This window comes from Pedobacter miscanthi, assembly GCF_003315595.1.
Classification (GTDB): Bacteria; Bacteroidota; Bacteroidia; order Sphingobacteriales; family Sphingobacteriaceae; genus Pedobacter; species Pedobacter miscanthi.
Genome location: NZ_QNQU01000020.1, coordinates 48500 through 72723 on the forward strand (window position 1 = coordinate 48500; position 24224 = coordinate 72723).

At 40.2% G+C, this 24224-nt stretch carries 16 protein-coding genes; 4 read left to right on the forward strand and 12 right to left on the reverse strand.

The genetic code is table 11. The features are described 5' to 3' along the window. Positions 1-33: 33 nt before the first annotated feature. The 4 genes from DRW42_RS20540 to DRW42_RS20555 all read right to left on the reverse strand — a co-directional run bounded on the left by DRW42_RS20540 (position 34) and on the right by DRW42_RS20555 (position 7862). Positions 34-1143, reverse strand: a complete 1110-nt coding sequence (locus DRW42_RS20540; RefSeq protein ID WP_113950710.1) for a fasciclin domain-containing protein — start codon at positions 1141-1143, stop codon at positions 34-36. A gap of 96 nt (positions 1144-1239) precedes the next feature. After that, positions 1240-2754, reverse strand: a complete 1515-nt coding sequence (locus tag DRW42_RS20545) for a RagB/SusD family nutrient uptake outer membrane protein (protein ID WP_244215336.1) — start codon at positions 2752-2754, stop codon at positions 1240-1242. Positions 2755-2785: 31 nt separating this feature from the next. After that, positions 2786-5692: a SusC/RagA family TonB-linked outer membrane protein gene (locus DRW42_RS20550; RefSeq protein ID WP_244215337.1), complete on the reverse strand. Its 2907-nt coding sequence runs from the start codon at positions 5690-5692 to the stop codon at positions 2786-2788. Positions 5693-6326: 634 nt separating this feature from the next. After that, on the reverse strand, positions 6327-7862 hold the full coding sequence (locus DRW42_RS20555; RefSeq protein WP_113950779.1) for a SulP family inorganic anion transporter: 1536 nt from the start codon (positions 7860-7862) through the stop codon (positions 6327-6329). Between the two features lie 521 nt (positions 7863-8383). Here DRW42_RS20555 and DRW42_RS20560 point away from each other — a divergent pair. Both DRW42_RS20560 and DRW42_RS20565 read left to right on the forward strand, forming a co-directional pair. Beyond that, a complete protein-coding gene (locus DRW42_RS20560; RefSeq protein ID WP_208643606.1) occupies positions 8384-11461 on the forward strand; it encodes a SusC/RagA family TonB-linked outer membrane protein in 3078 nt (1025 codons plus the stop codon). A gap of 12 nt (positions 11462-11473) precedes the next feature. After that, positions 11474-13153 (forward strand): RagB/SusD family nutrient uptake outer membrane protein, encoded by a 1680-nt coding sequence (locus DRW42_RS20565; RefSeq protein WP_113950713.1) that lies wholly within the window; start codon positions 11474-11476, stop codon positions 13151-13153. A 146-nt stretch (positions 13154-13299) separates the two neighbouring features. Here the strand turns inward: DRW42_RS20565 and DRW42_RS20570 are convergent, their stop codons facing one another. Continuing rightward, on the reverse strand, positions 13300-14151 hold the full coding sequence (locus DRW42_RS20570) for a helix-turn-helix domain-containing protein (protein WP_113950714.1): 852 nt from the start codon (positions 14149-14151) through the stop codon (positions 13300-13302). A 192-nt stretch (positions 14152-14343) separates the two neighbouring features. Between DRW42_RS20570 and DRW42_RS20575 the strand changes: the two genes are divergently transcribed. Together DRW42_RS20575 and DRW42_RS20580 are read left to right on the forward strand one after the other, a co-directional pair. Then, the gene (locus tag DRW42_RS20575) at positions 14344-15105 is read left to right on the forward strand and encodes an alpha/beta fold hydrolase (RefSeq protein ID WP_113950715.1); all 762 of its coding nucleotides are present in this window, start codon (positions 14344-14346) and stop codon (positions 15103-15105) included. A gap of 4 nt (positions 15106-15109) precedes the next feature. After that, positions 15110-15478, forward strand: coding sequence for a DoxX family protein (locus DRW42_RS20580; protein ID WP_147243784.1), 369 nt, complete (start codon positions 15110-15112; stop codon positions 15476-15478). 349 nt (positions 15479-15827) lie between these two features. Here the strand turns inward: DRW42_RS20580 and DRW42_RS20585 are convergent, their stop codons facing one another. From DRW42_RS20585 to DRW42_RS20615, 7 genes are all read right to left on the reverse strand, one after another. Beyond that, positions 15828-17579, reverse strand: a complete 1752-nt coding sequence (locus tag DRW42_RS20585) for a CocE/NonD family hydrolase (RefSeq protein ID WP_113950717.1) — start codon at positions 17577-17579, stop codon at positions 15828-15830. Positions 17580-17598: 19 nt separating this feature from the next. Next, on the reverse strand, positions 17599-18291 hold the full coding sequence (locus DRW42_RS20590; protein WP_113950718.1) for a LytR/AlgR family response regulator transcription factor: 693 nt from the start codon (positions 18289-18291) through the stop codon (positions 17599-17601). Next, positions 18288-19346, reverse strand: a complete 1059-nt coding sequence (locus DRW42_RS20595) for a sensor histidine kinase (protein ID WP_113950719.1) — start codon at positions 19344-19346, stop codon at positions 18288-18290. The genes DRW42_RS20590 and DRW42_RS20595 overlap by 4 nt, the downstream gene beginning before the upstream one ends. A 383-nt stretch (positions 19347-19729) precedes the next feature. Beyond that, positions 19730-20620, reverse strand: a complete 891-nt coding sequence (locus DRW42_RS20600) for a helix-turn-helix domain-containing protein (protein ID WP_113950720.1) — start codon at positions 20618-20620, stop codon at positions 19730-19732. Positions 20621-20691: 71 nt separating this feature from the next. Next, positions 20692-21510, reverse strand: coding sequence for an SDR family NAD(P)-dependent oxidoreductase (locus DRW42_RS20605; RefSeq protein ID WP_113950721.1), 819 nt, complete (start codon positions 21508-21510; stop codon positions 20692-20694). A gap of 1169 nt (positions 21511-22679) precedes the next feature. Then, complete coding sequence (locus DRW42_RS20610; protein WP_113950722.1) at positions 22680-23405, reverse strand: AAA family ATPase; 726 nt, start codon at positions 23403-23405, stop codon at positions 22680-22682. A gap of 138 nt (positions 23406-23543) precedes the next feature. Then, positions 23544-23993 (reverse strand): hypothetical protein, encoded by a 450-nt coding sequence (locus DRW42_RS20615; RefSeq protein ID WP_147243785.1) that lies wholly within the window; start codon positions 23991-23993, stop codon positions 23544-23546. Positions 23994-24224 lie beyond the last annotated feature (231 nt).

Below are 24224 nucleotides of genomic sequence, written 5' to 3' on the forward strand. Positions count from 1 at the left end.
TTTTTCTAATTTATTTTTTCCGTAATCCATCACCTATTTCGATTTATTAATTGTCCATTCTGCTAGCTGGAATGTACCTCCACTCCTTAATTCTGTAATATTAATCCGGTAATACTGGTAGGCAACCGTATTGGTACACCGGAAAACTTTTTGCTGGTATCTTTCTTCGAAAAAGAAATTCGAAACCCTATCCAGTTCTGTCCAGGTTTGGCCATCCTGCGAACCTTCGTAAGTCCAGGCTTTCGGATCCCTTTCGTTTGCATCGTTTGCCGATGTTAAAGTATATACCGACGAAACCTCTGGTGTTTTAAGTTTAAACTGCATGGTTAAAAATCCCTGCAAATCGCATAAAAACTTGGTATGGTCGTCGCCATCGATTACTTTTTTAGAGTTTTCGCCACTTGTAGGGCCACCTCCGTTTTCGCGGTTGGTAGAGAAAACACCGCCTATGGTAACCATTAAATTTGGCGGAGGCGGAACAAAGGTTAAGCGGGTAACAAAACCGTCAAAGCCGAAAATATGGTCGGGACTGATTACATGAATAATTCCATTTTTTGTTTTAATGTTATTTGAACCTGTTACACTGGTAGACCAGTTTCTGATGAACTTACTTTTTTTGGTATTGCTGAATTCAATTACTTCGGGACCTGCGCCAACCTCACCTGATGCAGAACCTTTAACTGATTTTGCATGCATCGGGTAAGCCACTTTTACACTGGTTAAGTTTAAGCCATCCTGAAGTTTTAACGAATCTGTCGGTTTTATACCCCTGATAATGTAATATGAAACCATGGTATCTAATTGTACGCCATCAATATTGGAAAGGAACAAAGGATCTTTATCCGATTGTCTGCGCAAAGTATTTAGGTTCCGCAAGGCCAGTTGAAAACTTGGGTTGGTTACCGCAAACAGGGTTACACTGCTATCGGTAAGTGTTTTCTTCAAACCCATTCTATCAATTGCCACCAATAGCGAGTCGTAAACACCCGGTTTACTTTTTAAATATTCATACGTATTACCGGCAAATGGGGCTGTGTTATCGGGCGCATCGTAATAACCTCCGTTTTTTCTACAGGCCGAATACACCAGGGTGAGCAATAAAAGCATAGTTACTGTCCCTATATATTTTACAATTTTTTTCATCTGCTTATGATTATATTTTAGTGGTGATGAAACGATTATGGTGTTGGTTATTGATATCCAGCTTTAAAGGCCATAATGTTTTCATATCTCAATTATTTAGCGCCAGTAAGGATTTTGGGTAAGTAAGCTATTCTGCGACAAGAGCTTACGCGAAATCGGCCAATAAATCCCCCCGGTTTTAATCAGATTCATAAATTTGGGATCGTTTTGCCTGATCTTGTTAAAACGGATCATATCGTACCACCTCTGTCCCTCGCCCATCAGTTCGCGGTGCCTTTCTTCGAAGATCATTTTAAGGATATCATCGTTGTCGAGATTAAAACTTAGTTCGGTAGAACTTACCCGCCTACCGATTACCTGTACCAATTCATTTACGGCACCAAGCTGATCGCCAAGTACTGATAATGCCTCTGCACGTAGTAGTACGATATCCTCTAAACGGGTAAAAATCAATGCGCTGGTAAAATACCTGAAGTTGGGATCGTTACCACCACCCTGGATTACCTTGATTTTGCTGAAAATTGGGTATTTACCATTTAGATTAGTGAAATACCTGTCGAATTTTGACTGACCCAGGGTATCAACCGAGAACCTGTCATCTTTTGGCAGATTGAAATATTTTAAAATCGAATCTTTCGGCAGGTAAATATCAGGGATGGCCTTGGTTATAATGGGTTCTGCAAGGGTTAATTCTTCGATATGGCCGGTTGATGAACCATCTATATGGCCATAATCAGAGTTAAAACCAAACATTTGCCTGAAGTTTTTATTATAGAAAAATCCATTCGAATTAGTTAGGTCTATTGTAGAAGTATAACCTCCACCGCTTCTGCCGTAATTATCTTCCACAAATTTGGCGTATTTGGCCACGTTTGAGTAATCGGCATTCCAGGCTGCCACGTGCGCTAAAACCGCATAAGCTGTAACCTTGGTTGCCAGTGCACCCCCCCAACGGGTCCTGTCTTCATTATAATAATTACTGGGCTGTTGTATATCGCCGGCACTATATATGTATGGCAAATCGGCTGCTGCCCTTAACATTTCACTTTCTACCCAGGCCAGTATTTTTGTCTGGCTCTCTCTTGGTTTGTTTTCAAATACACCTTCGTTAGAAGAAATAATGAAAGGTACATCGCCCCAGATACGCACCATGTAGAAATAGGCAAAAGCCCTTAAAAACCTGGCCTGTGCAATATCTACCGTCATGTTGTTATCCGAATAACGTTTATCGGTAGCTTTAACGTGGGCAACATTTTCGAGAAAAACATTGGCTCCGTTTACAATGGCATAAAACCTGGTCCAATCAGAAAGCGATTCTACCACAGGGTAAGATGCATTTAGGTTATTGCTGATGATGGCTTTTAAATCCTGCCGCTTAGGACTGGTAAATTCGCCTGTTCTTACATCACCGTAAATCCAGTGGCCATTATTATCCGAGAGTGCAGCACGTGTTAGCGCATAAACGCCCATAATACCCGCACGTGCATCCTCCACCGTATTCCACATATTTTTTTCGCCTACAACACGGGTAGAATCGGTTTCCAAAGCTTTATTACAGCCTGATAAAACCACTACAGAGAGCAGAAATGAGTATAATATATTCTTCATCATTGTTGATGTTTTGTTCGTATTTCTTTCCATATTATAATTCCATTTTAACACCCAGAGTATAAGTTCTTGGGATCGGTTGACCATAGCCTGTATCAATACCATCGTAACCCACCAGCTCAGGGTCCTGACCGGTATATTTGGTAATTACAAACACATTATTTACCGAACCGTATAAAAAGATTTTATTGATTTTGATATTTTTTCTCTTCAGGAAACTGCCAAAATCATAGCCAACAGAAACTGATCTTAGTTTTAAGAATGATCCGTTTTCAAGGAATAAATCCTGATCGGTACGGTAAGGGATTACAGTACTCCAGGGGTTGTACAATGGATATTTGCTATAATCGCCCCTTTTTTCCCAGAAAGTGATTTCTTTTACCGATGATACATCAGTATTGCCCTCATGGTTTACAAAATCGAAACGGGCGGCCATTTCCTCATTGATGATCTTTCTGCCCAGGTTGAAATATAAGTTGGTGTTTAAAGTCCAGTTACCATATTTAAAGGAGTTATCAAATCCTCCGGCCAAAACAGGTAATGAATGTCCTTTTAGTACTTTATCTTTTTCATCAATAATATTATCGCCATTTTGATCTTTCCATTTAGGATCGCCGGCTTTTAATGGCGTACCATTGTATTTTACTGGCTGTCCGTTGATTACCGGCACCTGGCTGTTTGCGGTATAAATACCATCATTTTCGAGTAACCAATATTGATCTACCGGTTCTCCAACCTTTAAAAAGCTGTTGCCGATGATAATCTGATCCAATCCCCTTGGTAAGGCTTTTAATTTATTGCTGTTGTGGTTTAGGTTAAGCGAAGAATTCCACGAGAATTTGCTCCTCGAAATAACCAAAGCGCTGATTGATAAATCTACCCCGGTATTCGTCATGTTTAAACCGCTTTCTATCGATTGTTTGTAACCGTATTCGGCATAAGATGGGATACCCAATAACTGGTTTTTTTCTGCCTTGCTGTAAAAATCAACCGATACATGCAAACGGTTTTTAAGCATGGCCACATCTGCACCGATATTTAACTGATCGGAATACGACCATGGCACACCATAACCAACCCAACCGAATGAATATGGCCTGGTTAATACCCCGATTGCATTGTAACCCGGAACGGTTAAATTTCCGGTGTAACCAACGGATGCGGTGTATTGCGGGCCCTGTGCATAATTATCAAAAGTAAATGCCCTGCCCAAACGGCCGGCACTGGCGCGTAATACCAGGTCATCAATAAATTTTTCGTCTTTTAACAGTTCGTTTTTGATATTCCACGCTGCCGAAACGGTTGGCGAATAAAACCAGCGTTTGGTTGGTTGCGCATTTGATGAGCCATCCAGACGTAATACTCCGGACACGAAGTACTTATCGTTATAAGAATAGTTTACCTTACCATATACGGATAACAGGTTATCGGCTGTTTTATCAAGGAAACGATAGGTTAACTCCCTCGGGAAGGCTGTAGGCACCAGATAGTTTGGATTATCGGTTCCATCATCATTTTTGGGTTTAGAATCCAACAAGTTAATCTTGATATAATCGTTGGCGCCTTTATAGGCATAGGCATTGCTATACTTATAAATATCCCACATCATCGATTGACCCAGTTCGAAATGAAAATCGTGAACATTTTTAAGGTTTAAATCGTAAGTTGCTTTATTATCAAGCATTAAACGCTGGTTAAAACCGTAATAGTTAGATGCATAACTATTGCCCTGCAATAAGGTTTTTGCATAAAAAATATCCCTGTAACCTTCGTTGTAATCTACGTTGAACGAAGAGCTTAATTTAAATTTACCCAAATTGGCTACTAACCTGGCAAATCCCTGTATACTGTTGGTTTTATTATCGTCGAACCCCCTGGTATAGTTATTCAGGTAACTCGCATAATAATCTTTGTTCGGGGCCAGTGGAGCGCTTAAATCAGGGAAATAGTTGATCTGGGCAAACCTGTCTCTTAAACTTCTGTTTCTATCTCTGTTTAAGCGGTTACCATTTATCATTGCCGAAAAAAGCAGCCATTTTACCGGTTTCATATTGATGTTGAACATTGCACTGTAGCGATCGATCCCAGTTCCGTCAGCCACACCCTGGCTCTTGGTATTCCCTAACGAAAACCTGAAACTGGCCCTGTCTGATCCACCGGTTAAACCCAGGTTTATCCCATATATAAGTGCGTTTTTATAATATAAATCAGTCCAGTTGGATTTACCGCTATATACATTATTCAACGAATCGCTTAAATACACCGGATAAGCCTCATCATCCGAATATCTGCCGTTTGTAGTATATATATCGTAAAAGCGCTGTCTGAATTCGTTTTCATATTTACCATTAATGGTATTAACAGTAGGTTTTTGCACCATACCTATATAAGAATTGAAACTGATACCGCGCGAAACACCATCAGGAGCTTTTGTTTTGATTACAATTACCCCGTTAACACCCCTTGGACCATAAACTGCTGTACTGGCCAAATCGCTTAGCACCTCTACCGATGCAATATTATTGATATCGATAGTGGTTAATAAATTGGTAGCAGGACCAATCCTGTTAAAATCGTATTGCTGGATATCAAAAGCAAAAGGATGCTCTCCAATCAGGGGAACACCATCCAGCACCACCAATGGCTGAGATGCGTATACATCTTTTTTAGAGAGCAGCGGCATTGGTGCTCCTCTTAAAAACATGTTTTGTATGGTACCCGGTTCGCCCGATGGCTCCTGCACATACAAGCCTGCAAAATTACCCTTTAAATTCTGCTGAAGGGAAATAGCCGGAAAAAGCGACAGTTCTTTCGTGTCTTTCTGAACACCACCAGATAACCTGTTGTAAATTGTTTTTCGCTTGATCTGCTCCAAACTATCTTTCCGCAATGAATCTTTTGCCGGAACGAACTTAATTTTTGTCGTATCCTGAAAGATCAAATAGTTAATTGTTAGGCCTTTATGAAGTTTTTTGCCAGCAGAAAAAACTGGTAAAACGTTTAATGAAAACGCGGCAAAAAAGACAAGGCACGCCCATAAGTATCGCATAGTTAATGGATCTTTAATTGGTAAAAAAATGATTTCTAAAACTTATTTTTTCGGAAACGGCAATAAATGTCCCTGATAAGGGGAATGGGTACTTCTGGAGTAATAGTTAGGGATTCTCATAAAATTTAGCATTTGGTTAAATCAAATATATATATACTAAATCGTTTTAACAACAAATTGTCATTTTTATGAAATTTTTATTAAATCAGATAATAATATTCCATTTTTTATAATAATTGTCAATAAGACATGTAAAAAAATCAAATTTTATTAAAATATATAATCATTTTAACATGCTATAAAACAGCACATAGCAACATTTAAGCAGCCCTGATACAATAAATCAAGGCATTTTATGTTGTAGAAAATAAATCTAGTTAAACGTTTTACTACTAATTGGTTTATTCAGCTTAAAATAGACGGGTTACTTTAAAAATATGGCAATGACTGCAATACCTTAATATAAATTTAATATTAAAGACAACTTCAATCATTAAAGATATTGTGCAACCCGGCATTTTAAATCCTACCTTTCTGTAGCAATGCGGTAAGTGGGATCTTCGATAATATTTACCTGAATAATTTCGTCTGCATTTTTAAGCAGGTGCCTGCAATCATCGCTCAGGTGTTTTAAAAGCAATTTTTTATTGGCCGATCGGTATCGCTCGGTGAGTTTATTGAGTGCATCAATGCCCGACATATCAAAAACACGGCTGTGTTTAAAATCAACCGTTACCGTAGCAGGATCGTCGGCTATATTAAACAGCTCGTTAAAATTGGCAACCGAACCAAAAAACAAAGGACCGAATATTTCATAGTGTTTAATGCCGTCTGCATCGGTGTACCTGTTGGCCCTGATCCGTTTCGAACTCTGCCATGCAAAAACCAGTGCCGAAATAATAACACCAATTAATACCGCCAGCGCAAGGTTATGCAGCCAAACAGTAATTACAGCTACGAGGATACCGATAATAATATCCTGTTTGGGCATTTTATTAATCACCTTAAAGCTCATCCACTCAAAGGTACCAATGGCTACCATCATCATTACCCCAACCAAAGCTGCCATGGGTACACGATCAATCACCGGTGCACCTATTAATATAATCACCAGTATGGTTAATGCAGCAATAATACCCGATAACCTGGCCCTTGCCCCAGCCGAGAGGTTTACCAGGGTTTGCGCAATCATCGGGCATCCGCCCATACCCGTAAAAAAACCGTTTAACATATTGGCAATTCCCTGCGCAATGCTTTCCCTGTTCCGGTTGCCCTTGGTTTCGGTAATTTCATCAACCAGGTTTAAAGTAAGCAATCCTTCGGTTAAGCCCACACCGGCCATAATGAGCGAATAAGGGAAAATGATCTTTAACATTTCTAAGTTAAATGGCACTTTAGGAATATGAAACGGAGGGAAACCACCGCTTACCGAAGATATATTCTTAACCAGTTTGGTATCGATACCAAAGCAAAATACGATCAAAAAAACCACAATAATAGCTACCAATGATGCAGGAACAGCTTTTGTTATTTTGGGCAGGATAATTACAATGGCTACCGTAAGTAAAACAAGACCAAGCATAATATATAAAGGTGTACCACTTAACCAAGCTACCTTGCCGTTAACCAGGGTCTTAAACTGTTCTAGCTGCGACATAAAAATAATCACGGCCAAACCGTTCACAAAACCAAACATTACGGGCTGCGGAACAAGCCTTACAAATTTACCCAGTTTAAATAAACCTACCACTATCTGAATAAGCCCTGCCAGCGCAACCGCAGCAAAAACATATTCAATGCCCTGGGTTTTCATCAATGCAATAAGTACAATTACTGTTGCCCCTGCCCCACCCGATACCAGGCCGGGCCGCCCGCCCAAAACAGCAGTGACCAAACCCATGATAAATGCCGCATACAAACCCGTTAACGGAGGGAAACCGGCAAGGATTGCAAATGATAATGATTCAGGGATCATGGTCATCGCAACCGTTAAGCCTGCAAGGATTTCGGTGTTATAGTTGATTTTTTTTGAAAAATCGAAAAGCTGCAGGTAGGGTTTCATGTTTGGGATAATATTTTGAAGGGGTAAATATCCGATTTTATAACAGAATACAGTTGATAATGTTGGCAATTGCTTAATAATATAAGTTGTAATAAAAACTTCATAAATCTGCTCCCTTTTCTTCGCATGTGTGGGAAACAAAACACGCAATGGCTTTTCGATAAATCAGTAATCAAACGGTTGCGCGGTGTTTTAACAGGCTTTATGGTTTTCCTATTCCAATTAACTGATATTCTAAAGAAAAACGTATTCATTATCCTACTTTAAACGTACTAATTTTTAGTATTTGTAAACAAAACCACAAGCTATTAATTGTCAGTTTTACATTTTATAGTGCTGCTTTGCCATTCTTTCAGGCCACAGTTATGCCCAGCACCATATTTTATAATTACCACAAACGTTTGCGTTGAGTTTGGCCCCCCACTTATTTCAGTCTAGCTGCTATCCTTTCTAAATTACGGCTTTTGCTATTCAGAATGGCATTTAAACAATTAACTAACAAATATCCCAATCCCAAAACCATGAGTAATTTTAAGAAAAGGCAAGTGCTTCTAACCGGCTTGTTTTTAATGTTCTCTTTGTTCGCCTTCTCGCAGGTAAAAATCACCGGCGTTGTAAAGGATAGCGAAGGAGGAACTGTGCCGGGTGCAACTGTAATGATTAAGGGTACTACCAATGCAGTAAGTACCACGCCCGATGGCAAATTTTCGATTAACGCTCCGGCAGATGCCGTATTAACAATCTCTTTTATTGGTTACAATCCGCAGGATGTGCCTGTTAACGGAAAAACCACGTTAAATGTGATACTTACTTCTTCTTCAAAATCGTTGAATGATGTGGTAGTAGTAGGTTACGGTACACAGAAAAAAGTAAACCTCTCGGGTTCGGTAAACACGGTAGATACCAAAAACATTGTTAACCGCCCGGTTACTTCACTTACCAATGCTTTGCAGGGCGCCGTACCTGGTATGGCCATTAAAGCTACACCGGGTGATGTGGGTGGCGATATTGGTACCATCAATGTACGCGGACGAGGTAATTTAGGTACTTCAGAGCCACTTTTCGTGGTAGATGGGGTAATTGTAAATTCGGGTGATTTTGCCCGCATCAATACCAATGATGTAGAAAATATCTCGATCCTGAAAGATGCTTCGGCATCTGCCATTTATGGTTCGAGAGCTGCTTATGGCGTAATACTGATTACCACCAAAAGAGGTAAACAAGGTGCCATGACCATTAATTACAATGCTTATTATGGTATCCAGTCTGCAACGGTTTTACCAAACTGGGTTGGTGCTTATGATTATGCCACATTGCGTAACGAGGCTGCTGCCAATGCGGGTAAGGCTCCGGTTTATTCGGCAAATGATTTAACCAAAATACAGAACCAATCGGATCCCGACCGTTTTCCGGATAACGATTGGTATGCCCTAACTTTAAGGAACACGGCTCCGGTAATGGAACATGCCATTAATATTTCTGGCGGTGATAAAACCAGGTATTATTTAAGTGGGGCTTATTTTAATCAAAACTCCCTTATTCCGGGAAAAGATTTGACACGTTACTCGTTAAGGGCCAATACAGAAACACAGGTAAGCGATAAATTTAAGGTAGGTACTAACATCTCGTTTATCCGCGATGGTTTCGACAATGAAAACGGTACCATAGATTTTACCAGTTTAAACAGGCTTACACCTTTAGTGGTAAATAAACAAACCAACGGTAACTGGGGCAGTATGAACGGGGGTAAAATAGATGGAACCTCGGCTGCAACCAATACCCTCAGAAAACTGGAAGAAGGTGGCCGCAACTCTTACAACACCAACCGTTTTATCGGTAACTTAAACGGAACCTATACACCAATAAAAGGTTTAGAAATCAGTGGTTTGGTTTCGTACAATTTCTATAATACGGTAAACAGTGCGTTTATCAGTACCATTGATCCTATTCTGGATTTTAATACCGGTGCTCCACTTAGCGGAACGGCAGTTAATACCAATCAGCTTACCGAAGAATGGCAAAACATTGGTCGCTTGTTAACCCAGGCAACCGCCAGCTACGAAAAAACTATTGATAAACACTATGCCAAGTTACTGGCAGGTGCATCTTACGAGAACAATAATACCAGGGTGATCAAAACCATCCGCAAGAATTTTGTGAGTAATGATCTTAATGCGATAGATGGCGGCTCAAGTGACCCCCTAAACACTACTTCAACGGGCAGTATCCAGCAAAAAGCTTTCGAATCGGTGTTCGGCAGGTTTAACTATGCTTATAACGATCGTTATTTATTCGAAGCCAGTGTAAGGTTAGATGCATCTTCTCAGTTTGCACCGGGTCATCGCTGGGGGGCATATCCATCATTTTCGGGTGCATGGAGAATCTCACAGGAAGATTTCATGAAAAACATCAGCTGGATATCGGAATTAAAACTCCGTGCATCGTGGGGTAAACTGGGTAATGTAAATAACGTGGGCAATTACGATTATTTTGATGGTTTAAAAACCGGAACCGCAGTTATCCTCGACGAATCTAAACAGGATGGTGTTTTTCCGAATAAAATCTATAATCCAAGATTATCATGGGAAAAAATCGACATGACCAATATTGGTTTGGATGTTAACCTGTTCAAAAAACTAAGTATCCAGGTAGATGCTTTTGACCGTTTAACCAATGATATCTTATTGCCCGACCCAACTATACCAACAGAAGCAGGTTTAGTAAGTGATACTGATCCACTTAAAACCCAATATCCTTCTGTTAACCTTGGTCAGGTGAGAAACAGGGGTTTCGAACTTTCGTTAACATACAACGGACAAATCAACGATTTTAAATATTCAATCGGTGGTAACCTGAGCAAAATCTGGAACAAAGTGGTAAGCCTAGGTGGTGCTTCAGAAACACCTCCAAGCGGGTATTATATCAACAGGGTTGGTCAGCCAATCGGTTCATTTTATATGTGGCAATCCGACGGTTTATTTGCAAGCGATGCGGAAGTTGCCCAGCATGCATTCCAGGCCAACGGAACCAAAGCTGGCGACATTAAATATGTGGATCAGAATGACGACAACAAAATTGATGGCGACGACCGCGTAATTGTAGGTAACGATGTACCTTACCTGATTTACGGACTTAACTTTTCGGCCAATTATAAAAACTTCGATTTTTCGGTATTAGCAAATGGGGTAAGCGATGTTAAGGTATATCTGGAAAACGAAGCATCGCAGGCGTTCTTTAACGGTGCCGGTGCAAAAGAATATGTATTAGACCGATGGACTGCCGCCAATCCTAATCCAAATGCAGCTTACCCAAGGGTTTTGGTATCCGGCGATAATACACAGAACTTAAAACAGTCTGATTTCTGGTTGTTCAATGCTGATTATTTAAGAATTAAATCGTTAACCCTGGGCTACAGCTTACCCAAATCGGTACTGGATAAAATTAAAATCAGGGGATTGAGGATTTATGCTTCGAGCAATAATCCGTTTACCATCCGTGGCGATAAAAGGTTAAAGGATTTCGATCCGGAGGCTGCTTCTCAGCGTGCAGCATATCCGCAATTAAAAACCTATTCGTTTGGTATCAACCTTACCCTTTAACAAAAGCTTTTTATGAAAAAATTAATATATATATCGTGTTTAACTTTTGCCAGCTTTGCGATAAGCAGCTGCAAAAAATCGGCAATCGATTTTGTTCCACAGGATCAGGCTTCGAACACAACCTTCTGGAAATCACAAAAAGATGCCACTTTAGCTCTCAATGGCTGTTATGGTTATTTAAATAATGCTTTTAATAATGCCTATGATGACGGCAGTTCTGATAATGCCTATGCGCAGTATCCATGGGAAAGTAATGCTACCCCTATTGCCGCGGGAAATATAAATGCCACACTCGATCAGGGTTATGGCAGCAGGTATACATACATCCGCCGGTACAACTATTTCCTGGATAATGTGAGCAAAACCCCGATGGGTGCCGATTTAATGAAAAGGTTTATTGCCGAAGCAAGGGTTTTACGGGCATTAACCTATTTCGATCTGGCCCGAACATTCGGTTCAGTGCCATTATTAAAGGTTGCTTATAGTGATCCGCACGAAACCGGAGTAGCACCAACACCAGAGGCCGAAGTGATTAACTTTGCCATTGCTGAAATCCAGAGCGCAGTTACTGATCTTCCGGCAAGTTATCCGGGCGGATCAACAACAGAAACAGGAAGAATTACCAGCGGCGCGGCCTGGGCCATTTTAACCAGGATACAGCTACAGTATGGCAAGTATGCGGAGGCAGTTACCAGTGCGCAGAAAGTAATGGGTGCAGGTTATCAATTGTTCAGGGTAAATACCCTGGCTCCTGCCGATACTCAAGACGACTTTGGCACCTACGTAAATTTTGCAAACGATGCTGAAAAAGAGAAATTTTATAAAGGTTTAGCCAGTTATGAGCAACAGTTTTGGCAAGCGAATGAACAAACCAGTAAAGAAAATATTTTGGTCTCGCAGAACATCACCAACTCATCATACGAATATGGTAACGGTTTAAGAACCCTGTTCCCTCCGGGCAATTTAGGTGGATGGAGTTCTATTACCCCTACACAGGAAATGGTAAATGCTTACTGGGATAAAAACGGTAATCCATTTACTCCGCCCAGCGCAACTACAAGGGCAAGCAATTACAATAACGGTACACCAAATGCAGCTTATGCAGATGAATTTAAAAACCGCGATACCAGGCTTTACGCCAGCATATTGTTTCCGGGCACCCCGTGGAGCCGCTTTGATAGTGGTTATAAATTCTCGTGGGGTAAAGGTGGTGGAAACAACAGCGTAACCGGTTATAACTTTAAAAAACTCGTAGATCCGGCCTTTACACAAAACGATTGGGATGGCGCACAGGATTTCCCCATAATCCGATATGCCGAAATCCTCCTGGCTTATGCGGAAGCAAAAAATGAATTGAGCGGCCCGGATGCAAGTATTTATGCCGCACTTGATGACATCAGGGATAGGGCAGGAATGCCAGCTGTAGTTCAGGCTACTTACAATACAAAAGAAAAGTTAAGAGAACTGATCCATCAGGAACGCCGGATAGAACTTGCGGCAGAAGGTCAGCGTTTCTTCGATATCAGACGCTGGAACATTGCCAAAGATGTAATGAAAACTACTTACGATATTACCAACAGTCCGGTGCAGGAGCGTGTATGGCAATCAAAATTTGTGCTGATGCCTTATCCGCAAGCCGCCCTGGATGGCAACCCGAATTTAAAACCGGCCCAATCGGCCAAAGGTTATTAGCAAAAAAGCGTCCCGAGGTAGAAATCGGGACGCTTTTTTTAGTCCGAAAGTCGGAGGACAGAAGTCCGAAGCCTAGCTTACGGGAAAAAACTACCTCGCTGGTAAAAAATGAAAATAGCCTGAAGTTTAACCTTATCAAAAAACGCCTAAGCTGAAACTTGCTGCTTCCTGTAATCAGATGGATTCTGTTTTGCAGTATTTTTAAAAAATCGGCTAAAATGTGCTGCATCGGTAAAGCCAAGATCATAGGCAATTTCTTTCACCGATAAATTAGTATAACAGAAAAGCCTTTTGGCTTCCATAATAATCCTTTCTTGTATCAGCATGGATGGTGTACAATAATTAAATCCGGTAAAAATGCGCGTTAAAGTTTTAGGCGATTTATTCAGCAGATCTGCATAATAATTTACCTGATGCTGCCTCTTATATTCTTTATCTACCAGTAGGTTAAACTTCCTGATAATGTCGAATTTTTCTTCCTCGTAAACTTTTCCGCTGAGGTATTGCTCTTTCGCAAGTCTGGTAACCAGGATAATCAAACGTTTAAGCAGCATTTGCAGCATATCGGTCTGTATCGTATCAACTGTATTAAATTCTTCGAGGAATAATTGTTGCAAACCACGCAGTTTTTCGCGATAATCATCGTTAAGGCTTAAAAACAGGTTACCTGTAAAGCCTGAGAACAATAAGCCCAGACAACTGATTTCAAAATAATTATCAACCAAACAGTAAAAATCTCTCGAATACTGCCATGCCGTAATAATTTCGGGCTTTTCGAACTTAAAGACCTGTCCCGAGACCAATGGAACAATATGAAATGCAGGAAATTCGTACACCACACCATTAATCGTTACGTTCTGACTTTCCTCGCCATTAAGTACAATGGTTAACATTTGTTCATTGCCCAAATCTACCTTATCAAAATGAACCGAAGCGGGTTCGCGATGCGTGAATATAAGTTTGCCCTTTGTTTTTGGAGCGATATGGGTAAGATGCATAAATGTATTCCCTATTAAAACGTTGATTTTTAGTTACAAATCTACAGCTTTATCGTACACTCCAATAGTCATCCCATTATCAAAATCAGGAAATGGGAAAATTAGTCAAGCGTTTGGGAAAAATGTCCATTTCTTTTAGGACTCAGGCGAAGCACCTTTGTAGTAAGAAATAAGAACATAAAATTATCACAAATGAAAACAATTAAATTTTTAATCCTATCGGTAATGGTACTATTGGGTACTGTTAATGTACATGCTCAAAAAGAAGCAGCAACAAAACCAACTATTATTTTTGTACATGGTATCTGGGCCGACGGCTCATCATGGAACAGCCAGATTTTAGCTTTACAGGCAAAAGGTTATCCCGTAATTTCGGTACAAAACCCGATTACTTCTTTAGCAGATGATGTTGCAGCAACTAAAAGGGCCATCGATCAGGCAAAAGGAGATGTAATACTTGTAGGCCACTCGTGGGGAGGCTTCGTAATTACACAGGCAGGCAACAATCCTAAAGTAACCGGATTGGTTTATGTGGCAGCCCTGGTACCAGATGCAGGCGAAACCTTACCAACACTATCAGCAAAGGGTCCGGCCGTAACACTGAGCAATTATTTCGAGCCGGTTGATGGTTTTATATACCTGTCTAAAGAAGGCGTGAAAAAAGTATTTGCACAGGATTTGCCGGCAAAAGAACAAGATCTTATCCATGCTACCCAAACCCCGGCGGCACAACAGGTATTCGGCGATAAAAGTGGCGAACCTGCATGGAAAACAAAACCAAGCTGGTATATCCTGGCAAAAAGCGACAAAGCCATTAACCCCGAACTGGAACGTTTTATGGCCAAAAGGGCAAATGCCAAAACCACCGAAATAGAGGCCAGCCATGTGGTAATGGTATCACATCCAAAAGAGGTACTTGCCATTATCGAAGAAGCTGCAAATGCTAAAAAATAAGGTAATGACCATTAAATTTATAATTGGTTGGGTATTAATCATCATTGTTTCTACAATCCTGATTTATAATGCCTACTTAAAACTTAGTGCTAATGCCGGAGCAATAACACTATTTACCAGTTTAGGCATGGAGCCTTATGGGCGCATTTTGCTTGGCTTTTTAGAACTAAGCGCGGCATTACTACTCTTGTACCCTGCAACTTTAAAATACGGGGCTACGCTTGGGGCTGTATTAATGGCAGGTGTAATCCTGATCCATATTTTTAAACTGGGAATTGCCTTAAACGGAGATTATAAATTCTTCATCATGGGCGTAACTGCTTTTTTATGCGCTACCCTCCTATTGTGGTTAAGTACACAGAAAACAGTGTAAACTAATTAAGAAAAGCGATCATTTAGCTAATGGTCGCTTTCCTTTTGATGATGTGAAATGGATGATGCGTAAAGTCCGAAAATCGGATGACCGAGGTCCGAAGTTTAGTCCCCAGTCTACAGTCCCTAGTTCAAAGTATAATTTACAATAAAACCTTTCTCAATGTTCCTCCGTGTAAAACTCTGCGCCCTCTGTGGTTAAAATAGTCCGAAAGTCGGAAGACCGGGGTCCGAAGACAGGTAGTCTAAATCAACAAGCAAAAACCTCCTTAATTATCTTAACTCCTTAATTGTAGAATAGTCGGAAGTCCGAAGTTTTGTGTCTTCGTGCCTTCGTGGTAAAAAATTAGTTAAAACACCTCCTCCTTAGCAGACAAACCAAGATTGATATAACTCCCAGTAGACCACTTAATTTCGAGTGGAGCACCGGCATCTTTTACGGTTTCTTTACTCACATCCTTACCCGTTCCGTAATTGATCTGCGAAAAGGGGTTTTTATTAATATTGAGCACCACAAGCAACCTGCTTCCTTTTTGAAGCTGTTTGCTAAACATCCTCGATCGGTAAAAAGGAATAGTCTCTAGTTTTCCGGGCATCAGTAATTTCCTTTTGCCCATATCATTTGCATAACTGGCCCTTCCCAAAAAATAAGAAAGTTGAAAATATTCGCCCTCAGGTGTAATTTCGTATAACGAGAGACCTACATCCATATCCTTTTTGTTGATAATTGCTTTAAGTTCTCCCTGCAGGGTTCCCGATACCGAAACGGCCTGTTTAAATGGTTTGGTAATAAAGAAAAGTCCGTTGGTGGTATCCAGTTCTTTTTTAATAATCGGATTAGGGTAATAATCGTTATAAATTGAGGTTCTATCGGCAAGATTAACCTGCTGGTGTATAAAAGTTTCCTTAGCAGGCCTTTGATCAGACAATACCATTTTTCCTCCTTCAATGCGATCCAGATAAAAACGGATCTGGTTGTTTTCCATTTTTTGCAGATTAGGTGCATGTTTCCACTTATTTGCGCCCATTACCTCAAAATTGATCTTATCTTTTAATAAAACTGGTTTCTTTCCGCCTTTTAAAACATAATCAAGCCATTGGAAGGTGATTTCGCGGGTATTGATCAAAGCATCGGGATCTACCTGATATCCCCTCAATTTTGGTATGCCACCAACCTGCGATCCAGAATGATCATAAGGACCTATAATTAAATAATGTTGTGCCGATGGGTTATATTTATAATGCTCCCTAAAGTATTCGAGTGCCGAAACCTGTCCATCATCGTAATAACCTGTAATACTTAATACCGGAATATTAATTTGTTTATAATCTTGCTGGTAAGGTACCATCGACTGCCAGTATGTATCATAATCGGGATGGGAAAGCCATTTCTGCAACCATGGATTTGGCGTACCGTCAACACTATCGATTTTGTTATAAGCCGCACCGCTTTCCCACCAATTGTTGCGCATGTTGCGCCAACGTGCATTGTCATTATTCAATGCATCGTCGGTATATTTGTTATTGGTAATATAAAATGCCCATTGATAGTTGGCTGCTAAAAAAACATTATTTTCCATAGGCAATCCAAGCCCTGGAATTGCGGCCACATAGGGCACAATTGTTTTAAGGGCCGGATGAAGGTGTTTGGCTGCTGCCCATTGCGCAAAACCAGAATAACTCCCGCCATACATACCAACCCTGCCATCACTCCACGGTTGGTTAATAATCCAATCGATAACCTCATTTACATCCTGTGCTTCGTGCTCATAAGGTTCAATTGGATCGGGACTGAGGCGTTTACCTCTTGCATCAGCAACAATGCCAACATAACCATGATCTGCGGCATATTTTGCTTCCTTCAGGCTCCTATCGGTATTGGAATAAATAAAATAAAAAAGGGCGGCCGGCAGCTTTTGCGTACCTTTTTTTCTTACCACAACTGCCGACAGCGTAATGCCATATTTGGTTTTAATCATCACACTATCGTTAATAATATATTGAGCAGTATCAGGCAAGGTTGATTTCTGCTGTGCAAAAATTGTAGTGCCCATCATGAGGCATAGCATAGCCAGACCTAGTTTTACTAAGTTTTTTTTCATAATCAAAAGTTTTATAATGTTATGTTTTTATGAGGTTCCTTAATTTTATGGCCCGCCGTTCTGATAGCCTGATTAATTCTCCTGTTTTAAGCATTACCAATGTACCTTCATCATCTTTTTTCACCAGGTTAACATAATCGAGGTTAAATAAAACATTTCTGTTTGCCCTGAAAAAGCGACTGCAATCAGGGTTTTCTTCCAGTTTGTTCAATGAGCTTTTAAGCAAAACCTGCTCCTGTCCGAAAAACAGCCTTGCATAATTGTCAACCGATTCGATCAGGTATACATCGTTCCACTTAATAAAGTAATGTTTGCCACGGTCCTTTACAAATATGGAGGCTTGATTGTCGCCATTTATTTTTTCAACTGCTTTATCTATTGCATTTTTAAAGCGTTCTTCACGCACGGGTTTCATCAGGTAATCCATGGCACTCACTTCAAAAGCCTGTACGGCAAAATGATCGAAAGCCGTTACAAAAATTATTTCCGGGAGATGATCCAAACTTTCCAACAGATCAAAGCCCGAGCGGCCAGGCATCTGGATATCCAAAAAAATAAGATCAGGCTTTAACATCTCGATAAGCTGTTCGGCCTCATCTGCATCGTCAGCTTCGGCCAGTACCATAATGTGTGGGTAGTTTTTCAGCATCCTCATCAATTCCTGCCGTGCCCCACGTTCATCATCTATAATCAATGTCCGTATCGTTTTCATCTGATTGGGATTTTGATTTCTGCACAAACTTTTTCTTCTACCTCATACAAACTAAAAACAGACCGCTGCTGATAACTCAAATTTAACCTTTCCTGAAGATTCCGAATGCCTATACCTTTAATAGTTTCACCATGCACCAACCTGCCCGGATTTAATACCCGGATACAGAGAAATCCATCTTCTTCAACAATAATCACATCAATCCTGCCACCCTGTTTTTCTAATGCAACACCGTGTTTAACCGCATTTTCTACCAATGTTTGGATGCATAACCGCGGCACCATCATTCCGGATAAAGACACATCGATATCTAGCTCGTATTGTAAACGTTCCTCCATCCTCAAACCTTCGAGTTCAAGGTAATCCCTCACCATTTCTATTTCTTCCTTTAACCTGATCAACATATCGCGGCCCCTGTAAAGTCCGCTTCTTAAAAGCTCACTTAATAAATCAATCCCCCGCCCTGCACGATCAGGATGCGTATAAGCAAGAGATTTTATCGTATTAAGTGCATTGAATAAAAAATGTGGATTGAGCTGTGCCGAAAGGTTATCCAATTGTGCCTGTTTAAAACTCACTTCTAATTGTGCATTTTGAACCGATAAGCGAATTTCCCTTTTGGCATAATGGTAAAGATGATAAGCCAAAAGCCATATCGCCATTAAGCGGATCCCTGCCATTAAAATACCCGTTCCGTTGAAATCAACAAAATCAGCCAAGGTTTGCGATCTATAGCCTGAAAACAACGGTTGCACCAAATAAAGTTTTGAGATGGTAATTACCGCATAAAAAATACCCATCGCCGGAATGGCAATCAACATCCGCCAGATCAATTTTTCAAGGCTGAGATCCTGCCAACGGTTTCTTTTCGCGAAATTACGGTATAAGTGGGTAATCAAAATATACATGGCTACATCCAGCACAAACTGTATAATGGCTAAATCCAATCTAAACCCTTCGTTATTCCAGCCCTGAAAAGCCCAGTACAGGGCCGCAACCGACCAGCCAATGAGCTGGCATTTCCAATAAAGCGATATGTAGTTTTTCTTTCCCAAAATTATCTGCTTAAAACAAAGCAACGAAAAGTAATTTTAAGATAAAAGATAAAATACAGGAGTGCAGGTTTTTAGGGGATGAGCGTTTTTTTTAATGGAAAATGTGAGATGGGTGATGGGGGAGTCTGAAAAGTCGGAAGACAAATGTCAGAAGTATTGCTTACAATAAAAACTCATCCCGGTAAATGATGGATGTTGGAAAATGTGAAATGGACGATGGAATAGTTGGAAGACCGAGGTCCGAAGATATACAGTAAAAAGCAAACCTCTCTTAACTACCTTAATTTCTTAATGGTCATGAAACTGGGAATTTGGAAGTTTTACTCCATACATTACATTCTTTGCGCTAAAATCTCAGCGCTCTCTGCGGTTAAACACCGCAACTAATTCAACAACTGCTTCTTAAACACATTCGGGCTAATTCCCACTTCTTTTTTAAACAAACGCGAAAAGTACGACAGGTTTTCAAATCCCAGCGCATAAGCAATTTCCGAAACCGATCTGTCTTCGCCTATCAAACGGTTTTTCGCTTCCGATATTAAATAGATATGGATATGTTCCAAAGCCGTTTTTCCACTCTCCTGTTTCAATACATCAGATAAATAACCTGCCGAAATATTCAGTCGTTCGGCCATATACTGTACAGAAGGCAAACCTTTACTCATCAACAATCCATTATTAATGTAGCGGTTAATCTCCTCGTTAAATTTGGTTACCGTTTTGCCCGAAACTTCGGTACGGTTAAGGAACTGCCGTTTGTAAAACCGCTGACTATATTTCAACATGGTATCCACATTGGCCAAAATCAGTTCGCGGCTATATTCATCCTGGTTATTGTTGTACTCAGTTTCTATTTTATGGTACAGCTCCCATACCGTGGTTTCTTCCATCGGCGAGAGGTGTAATGCCTCGTTGGCTTCGTAATCAAAATAGTGGTATTTTTTAATCACATCGTGCAGGATATGCCCGTTCAGGTAATCTTCGTGGATAAAAATCAAAAAACCATCTTCTTCCAGCTCGAGGTTTTTCATTTCAATAAGCTGGTGGGGTTTAAAAAACATCATCGAGCCGCTTTCGTGGTCGTATTTAGTCCGCCCGTAAAGAATGTGCCCAGCCCTTACCTTTTTAAAGCCGATCATATAAAAATCGCTCGTAAACTCCCTATCCCCGATAGAACATTGGTTGTTACACTGATAAATGCTAAACTGCGGGTGTGCAGGCGGCGGAAAGCCGTTGGCAGTATGTAGTTCGATTAAACTTTTATAATGTTTCATTCTTAAAAAAAAGTAATACAAGCTACACAATTACCTGCATAGCTTGTAGTTTAAAGCTTTAATATGATTGATTAATGACCATGCGCATCGGCCGATACGGTTGCCCATTCCTCAAACTCAGCCAAACGTTCTGCATAAACTTTTTTAACACCAGGATAGGCAACTTTACCTAAAAGGAAATGTAAAGGAGGATTTTCGCTGTCGATCAAAGCCAATACCGCAGGTGCTGTGGCTTCTGGTTTACCCCAGGTATCAGGAGTTGCGCCTGCTGCAAAAGCCTGTTTAACCGGTGCATAAACTTCCAAAGCTTCTGTCTGGAAAGCGGAAGCGCCCGACCAGTCGGTTGAGAAACCATTTGGCTCGATTAAACTTACATTGATACCAAAACCTTTTACTTCGGCAGCCAGGGTTTCGCTTAAACCATTAACGGCATATTTAGAGGCATTGTACAAGCCCAGTACCGGCAAGGTTACCAATCCTAAAAAGCTCGATACCTGGATAATATGTCCCGATTTTTGTTCGCGCATTACCGGAACCACCGCCTGTGTTACCCATAGTAAACCAAAAAAGTTGGTTTCCATTTGTGCACGGGCCTGCTCTTCGGTTGTTTCTTCAATTGCACCAAATAAACCAAAGCCGGCATTGTTAATCAACACATCAATACGGCCAAAGTGCTGTTTAACTTTAGCTATTGTTGCAAAGGCAGCATCCTTGTTGGTTACATCCAGTTGAAGGGGAAGTACGGCATCGCCATAAGTTTCAACCAGGTCATTCAAATCATTAATGTTTCTTGCTGTTGCAGCAACTTTATCGCCACGTTCTAAAAGGGCCTTTGCCCAGATTTTACCAAAGCCACGTGAAGCACCGGTAATTAAGATTATTTTCGACATTTTTTCTTTGTTTAAATATTGATAACAAAGGTATTGCAGATGCCGGAGCGCAGTTTATACAGAACACGGAAGTATTAGCACATTTTAAGGATAGTGGCGTAACGAAGGGGGTGATGGAAGATGTAAAACGGACGATGGTATAACATTCTGCGGTGTTCAGCATAATCTGCGGGATATTTTAGCGATTAGATAAATGAATAAGTATAAGGCTTTATTTAACCTGGGATAATAGTGTGATGTAAGAGGTGAAAGGGATGATGGAATAACCTTCTGCGGTATTCAGCATAATCTGCGGGATATTTTAGCAATTGAATAATTATAAGGCTTTATTTAACCTGGGATAATAGTGTAATGGAAGAGGTAAAAGGGATGATGGAATAACATTCTGCGATGTTCAGCGTAATCTGCGGGATATTTTAGCGATTGAATAATTATAATGCTTTATATTTTTTGAAGCGCAGTTGTTGTGCTTATGGGCTGGGTTCCGTCCTGCTGTTTGTTCAATCCTTTTGGAAAGTTCGTTTAAGAAAGAAAAATTATTGTTTCCCAAAAGGGATTTCACTGTCCATCAGGGCTATTTAACCGGGGATAGTAGTTTGATGGAAGAGGTAAAAGGGATGATGGAATAACATTCTGCGGTGTTCACCGTAATCTGCGGGATATTTTAGCGATTAGATAAATGAATAATTATAAGGCTTTATTTAACCTGGGATAGTAGTGTGATGGAAGAGGTAAAATGGATGATGGAATAACCTTCTGCGGTATTCACCGTAATCTGCGGGATATTTTAGCGATTAGATAAATGAATAATTATAAGACTTTATTTAACCTGGGATAATAGTGTGATGGAAGAGGTAAAACGGATGATGGAATAACATTCTGCGGTATTCAGCGTAATCTGCGGGATATTTTAGCGATTAGATAAATGAATAATTATAAGACTTTATTTAACCTGGGATAATAGTGTGATGGAAGAGGTAAAACGGATGATGGAATAACATTCTGCGGTATTCAGCGTAATCTGCGGGATATTTTAGCGATTAGATAAATGAATAATTATAAGGCTTTATTTAACCTGAGATAGTAGTTTGATGGAAGATGTAAAACGGATGATGGAATAACATTCTGCGATGTTCACCGTAATCTGCGGGAAATTTTAGCGCTTACAGTTATACAACCATTTCCTTTAGCACTTTGCTTTCCAGCTCATCCAGGATCTCGTTTTTAAGCCTGGTAAAAATATAATCCTTTGCTTCTGCAAATGAGATATCATAACGGCGTACAGTTTGTTGGAACCGCTCAGGGAATTTGGCCAAAAGGCCATCATAAAATACATCCAGATCAGTATTTCGGGGCATTTCGTATTTGAGCTTCAGCTGGAACCTTCTAACCAGGGCCGGATCGATGATATCGATGTGGTTGGTGGCACAGATCAGCAGTGCATTTTCAGGAAAATAATCGAAGAGCTGAATAATGGTGTTTACCAGTCTCCTCATTTCACCCACATCTTTCGAATCATTTTCGCGGGCCTTCCCAATCTGGTCGAACTCATCCAGAAATAAAACTGCTTTTTCGCGTGCTGCCTTATCAAATACCATTTTAAGGTGCTGCGAGGTTTCGCCAACCCTTGCCGAGATAATATTGCTGAGGTTGAGGATCAGAATAGTTTTATTGAGGGCTTTTGCAATGGCCTTTGCTGTCATCGTTTTACCGCAGCCCGAACTGCCGTACAATAATATTTTATTGTTTACCAGGAGTCCGAATGTTTTCAGTTCATCAACAAAACGGTGTTCGCGGAGCAAGCCTACAACTGTTTCCCTTTCGGAATCATTTAAATGAATGTCGGTTAAGTTTACCTGTTCCTTATCGGTGATTAAGAGGTCGAATACAGTCATGAGTTGATGCGGGATTTATTTTTTCGCAAAATTAACCGGTCTCAACATATTATTGGCATCAGAAAATTATTTTATCATTTAGATTACAAATTTGATATTGTGGAAGGTGGGGCAGAAATGAAACATCAAATTCTTCAGTTAAATATTAATCCCATATAATTCTTTATGCTTTTTGATAAAATCATCCCGGAGATTGCCAAAAGCCTCCTTTTGACTTTCGAAAAGCATATCGTCAGATACGATGGTTTTCATGATGAATATATTACCCTGGCGTTCTCCAAAACAATACCCATCAGTGGTTACACAAACAAAACAATCCGAATCATCTTCAATTTTTTCAAGGCTACGATAAACCGCTTTCATTTCTTTAGTCAGAATAATATACATAAAGCCCCTGTGTACAGTAAAATAATGCTTGATCATATCACTACAAGAAATCAAAAAATCTTTTGAAATCCGTTCTCTATACCGTTTAAAAAAATGTGGTGGATATATTGTTATAGCGTTATTTCCTGTAGCCAGGTGGGCAACATAAATACCTTCTGCACGGGTGTATATGCCGCACACGCCAATAAGAGGATTATTCATATTACCTCTTTTCAGGGCAACAAATGTTAGAATAAAATGATTTTTCTTTATCCGGGAGTAACAATCATAAGTGTATACAAAAGGATACCGGCTGGTTTTTAAAAGCTTCCTCCTGAATTCCTTCTGGCAATAAAGAATTTTATTGGTAAGTGTGGGCAGATCATTGTATAACTCATTATGAATCTCAGTAAAAGTCATTGAATGTACTATCATAAAACATACCTATTTATT